3 protein-coding genes and 3 pseudogenes are annotated in these 4,392 nt (G+C 66.5%); all 6 read left to right on the forward strand.

From position 1 onward, the window contains the following. Positions 1-373: 373 nt before the first annotated feature. Positions 374-445, forward strand: a complete 72-nt coding sequence (gene pqqA / locus BAY1663_RS24285; RefSeq protein WP_003253598.1) for a pyrroloquinoline quinone precursor peptide PqqA — start codon at positions 374-376, stop codon at positions 443-445. Between the two features lie 48 nt (positions 446-493). After that, positions 494-1,405, forward strand: coding sequence for a pyrroloquinoline quinone biosynthesis protein PqqB (gene pqqB / locus BAY1663_RS22175; RefSeq protein WP_037045171.1), 912 nt, complete (start codon positions 494-496; stop codon positions 1,403-1,405). 83 nt (positions 1,406-1,488) lie between these two features. Beyond that, positions 1,489-2,240, forward strand: a pseudogene (gene pqqC, locus BAY1663_RS22180) (pyrroloquinoline-quinone synthase PqqC). A gap of 102 nt (positions 2,241-2,342) precedes the next feature. Further along, positions 2,343-2,620 (forward strand): annotated as a pseudogene (gene pqqD, locus BAY1663_RS22185) (pyrroloquinoline quinone biosynthesis peptide chaperone PqqD). Continuing rightward, on the forward strand, positions 2,592-3,746 hold the full coding sequence (gene pqqE / locus BAY1663_RS22190) for a pyrroloquinoline quinone biosynthesis protein PqqE (protein WP_037045172.1): 1,155 nt from the start codon (positions 2,592-2,594) through the stop codon (positions 3,744-3,746). The pseudogene pqqD and the gene pqqE overlap by 29 nt, the downstream one beginning before the upstream one ends. An 11-nt stretch (positions 3,747-3,757) precedes the next feature. After that, positions 3,758-4,392 (forward strand): annotated as a pseudogene (locus BAY1663_RS22195) (S9 family peptidase); the annotation flags it as partial.

Below are 4,392 nucleotides of genomic sequence, written 5' to 3' on the forward strand. Positions count from 1 at the left end.
CCCATGAAAGCAAAACTTTCATTCAACACACCCAATCTTGCCAGTCCGGTGTCAAACAACCATGTCCCCATGAAATGCAAAGAACCTTTTTATGTGTTCCGGGCGACCGGCCGTCACCGTCGTACGGCTACTCCGGTTCCGCCTGCGCCGACACCAATGCGTTTCCCCGGCGCAATGCAAGGGCGTGCGATGCCGCTGATGCAGTCTCGCCTGGCAACTGGCAGCCAACGTGCTGTAATGGATCGAGTGCCCCCATCGGGCACTACCAAGGCACGGCGCTGTCTCCTTCCAAAGTACCATTCTGCTCAAGGCGGATCAGGGGGCTTAATTGGGCTGTCGGAATCTTCCGGCGCCTATAACAAGAGGATCGACCATGTGGACCAAACCCGCTTTCACCGACCTGCGTATTGGTTTCGAAGTCACCATGTACTTCGCTAACCGTTGATCGAATCAGCCCCGGCTCCGGCCGGGGCTCGCATTTTTGGGGTCGTCCATGTTCATCCAGATTCTCGGCTCCGCCGCGGGCGGTGGTTTTCCGCAGTGGAACTGCAACTGCGCCAATTGCGCCGGGCTGCGGGCCGGCGCCCTGAACGCCCGGCCACGCACCCAGTCCTCCATCGCCGTCAGCGACGACGGCGTGAACTGGATCCTGTGCAACGCCTCGCCGGATATCCGCACCCAGCTGGAGGCCTTTCCCAGGCTGCAGCCGGCCCGTGCGCCGCGTGACACGGCGATTGGCGCGATCATCCTGCTGGACAGCCAGATCGACCACACCACCGGCTTGCTGACGCTGCGCGAAGGCTGTCCACACCAGGTCTGGTGTACCGAGATGGTGCACCAGGACCTGACCAGCGGCTTTCCGCTGTTCAACATGCTCGAGCACTGGAATGGCGGGCTGCAGTGGAACCCCATCGCCCTGGACGGTCGCTTCGCGGTTCCCTGCTGCCCGAATCTGGCTATCACGCCGATCCCGCTGCGCAGTTCCGCGCCGCCGTATTCGCCGCACCGGCACGATCCGCATCCGGGCGACAACATCGGCCTGCTGATCGAGGACCTGCGCAGCGGCGGCAAGCTGTTCTACGCGCCGGGGCTGGGCCAGCTCAGCCCCGAGCTGTTCGAGACCATGCGCGAGGCCGATTGCCTGCTGGTGGATGGCACGCTGTGGCGTGACGACGAGATGCTCGTGCGCGAGGTGGGCAGCAAGCTCGGCAGCGCGATGGGCCACCTGCCGCAGAGCGGCCCGGGCGGCATGATCGAGGTGCTCGACGCGCTGCCGGCAGCCCGCAAGATCCTCATCCACATCAACAACACCAACCCGATCCTCGACGAGGACTCGCCCGAGCGCGCGATCCTGGACGAGCACGCCATCGAAGTGTCCTTCGACGGCATGAGCATCGAGCTGTAGTTAGCCGCGGCGCGCCGCATCACGACAGAGCCGAGGGTGCGCCTGATGCGCCGATCGGCCGGACACCCGCATAGGAAGCCCTGATGAACCTGCCAGCCATGTCCCCCGCCGAATTCGAACAGGCACTGCGTGCCAAGGGCGAGTACTACCACATCCATCATCCCTTTCATCGTGCGATGTATGCCGGGCAGGCGACGCGCGAGCAGATTCAGGCTGGGTGGCCAACCGCTTCTATTACCAGGTCTGCATTCCGGTGAAGGACGCGGCGATCATGGCCAACTGCCCGGACCGCGCCACCCGTCGCGAGTGGATACAGCGCATCATCGACCACGACGGGGCGCCTGGCGAGGAGGGCGGTATCGAGGCCTGGCTGCGGCTGGCCGAAGCGGTGGGACTGGAGCGCGAGCAGGTGCTGTCGCAGGAACTGGTGCTGCCGGGCGTGCGCTTCGCCGTGGACGCCTACGTCAACTTCGCCCGCCGCGCCAGTTGGCAGGAGGCGGCCAGCAGCTCGCTGACCGAACTCTTCGCGCCGACCATCCACCAGTCGCGCCTGGACGCCTGGCCGCAGCACTACCCGTGGATCGACGCCTCCGGCTACGACTACTTCCGCAAGCGGCTCAAGGAAGCCCGCCGCGACGTCGAGCACGGCCTGCGCATCACCCTGGAGCATTACCGCACCCGCGAGGCCCAGGAGCGCATGCTGGAGATCCTGCAGTTCAAACTCGACGTATTGTGGAGCATGCTCGACGCCATGAGCATGGCCTACGAACTGGACCGCCCGCCGTATCACACCGTTACCCGCGAGCGGGTCTGGCACCGGGGCATCGCGCTGTGAGCACGGCGAAGCGCGTAGGGTGGAAAACGAACCGCAGGTCTTTTCCACCCTTGTTTGCCACCCTACGGCCGTCGCACCTCGGCCTTTGGCGAGTGAGCCGATATGAACGAGAACATCCTGCTGAAAGTCCCGACCTTCCGCCGCGGTACCGCTTCCAGTTCGAGCCGGCGCAGGACGGCCACGTGCTGCTCTACCCGGAAGGCATGATCAAGCTCAACGACAGCGCCAGCGAGATCCTCAAGCGGGTGGATGGCGCGCGTACCGTCGGCGGCATCGTCGCCGAGTTGCAGGCGCATTTCCCCGAGGCCGAGGGCATCGAGGAAGACATCCTGGCGTTCCTGGAGGTGGCCGTTGAACGGTTCTGGATCGAGCTTCGCTAAACCCGGCCACGAGCCCGGCCCGCCGCTGTGGCTGCTGGCCGAGCTGACCTATCGCTGCCCGCTGCAGTGCCCGTACTGCTCCAACCCACTGGATTTCGCCCGCAGCCATGAGGAGCTGAGCACCGCCGAGTGGATCGAGGTGTTCCGCCAGGCCCGCGAAATGGGCGCGGCGCAGCTCGGCTTCTCCGGCGGCGAGCCGCTGGTGCGCCAGGACCTGACGGAGCTGATCCGCGCCGCGCGCGGGCTGGGCTACTACACCAACCTGATCACCTCCGGCATCGGCCTCAGCGAGGCGAAGATCGCCAGCTTCGCCGCGGCCGGGCTCGACCACATCCAGATCAGCTTCCAGGCCGCCGACGAGGAGGTGAACAACCTGCTGGCCGGTTCGAAGAAGGCCTTCGCCCAGAAGCTCGAGATGGCCCGCGCGGTGAAGCGGCACGGCTACCCGATGGTGCTCAACTTCGTCACCCACCGGCACAACATCGACAACATCGAGCGGATCATCCAGCTGTGCGTGGAACTGGAGGCCGATTTCGTCGAGCTCGCCACCTGCCAGTTCTATGGCTGGGCGGAGCTCAACCGCGCCGGCCTGCTGCCGAGCAAGGAACAATTGGTACGCGCCGAGCGGATCACCAACGAATGGCGCGAGAAGCTCGCCGCCCAGAACCATCCCTGCAAGCTGATCTTCGTCACCCCCGACTACTATGAGGAGCGCCCGAAGGCCTGCATGAACGGCTGGGGCAACCTGTTCCTCGACATCACCCCGGACGGCACCGCCTTGCCCTGCCACAGCGCGCGCCAGCTGCCGGTGCAATTTCCCAACGTGCGCGAGCACAGTATCGAGCACATCTGGCGACATTCGTTCGGCTTCAACCGCTTCCGCGGCTACGACTGGATGCCCGAGCCCTGCCGCAGCTGCGACGAAAAGGAGCGGGATTTCGGCGGCTGCCGCTGCCAGGCCTTCATGCTCACCGGCGATGCGGCGAATGCCGACCCGGTCTGCAGCAAGTCGCCGCAACACGGCAGGATACTCGCCGCCCGCGAACAGGCGGAGCACGGCGCGCTGGGTCTCGATCAGCTGCAGTACCGCAACGAGAAGGCCTCCCGGCTGATCCTCAAGGCGTGAGGCCGCCTGCCATGACTACCTGCCGTCCCTACGGCTTCTGGCCCAGCGCCTGGAGCGCCGCCGCCGCAGCCGCGGCCAGCCGGGATTTCGCCGAGCTGCGCGCCGGAGCGGACGGCCTGTTCTGGCTCGCCTACGAGCCGGCCGACGCGCGCTGCACGCTATGGCAGTGGCGGGGCGGGGCGGCGACCTGCCTGACGCCAGCGGGCTTCTCGCTGCGTAGCCGCGTCTACGAATACGGCGGCGGCGCCTTCTGCCTGGCCGGGCAGGACGTGGCGTTCGTCAACGAGGCGGACCAGCAAATCTACCTGCAGGATCTCGGCGAGCCGGAAAGCTCTGTGCCAGCGCAACCGCTCGCGTTGACCCGGCGAGCCGATTGCCGCTACGGCGACCTGCAGTACGACCGCCGCGCCGATGCCATCGTCGCGCTGGAAGAGGCACGCGGTGGCGAAGGCGTCGTGCATCGCCTGGTGAGCATCGCCCGGGGCGACGGGGCGCGCCGAGTGATCGCGGCCGGCGCCGATTTCTACGCCTCGCCGGCGCTCAGCCCCGACGGCGAGCGGCTGGCCTGGATCGAATGGAGCCGCCCCGAACAGCCCTGGACCGCGACCCGCCTGTGCCTGAGCCAGCGCCTGCCGGACGGGCGCTG

The sequence above is a fragment of the Pseudomonas sp. BAY1663 genome (assembly GCF_000582595.1).
GTDB lineage: Bacteria > Pseudomonadota > Gammaproteobacteria > Pseudomonadales > Pseudomonadaceae > Stutzerimonas > Stutzerimonas stutzeri_AF.

What these genes read in the sequence shown, in the direction of transcription:
- pqqB (WP_037045171.1), top strand. Translation starts at nt 494, where the DNA reads ATGTTCATCCAGATTCTCGGCTCCGCCGCGGGCGGTGGTTTTCCGCAG.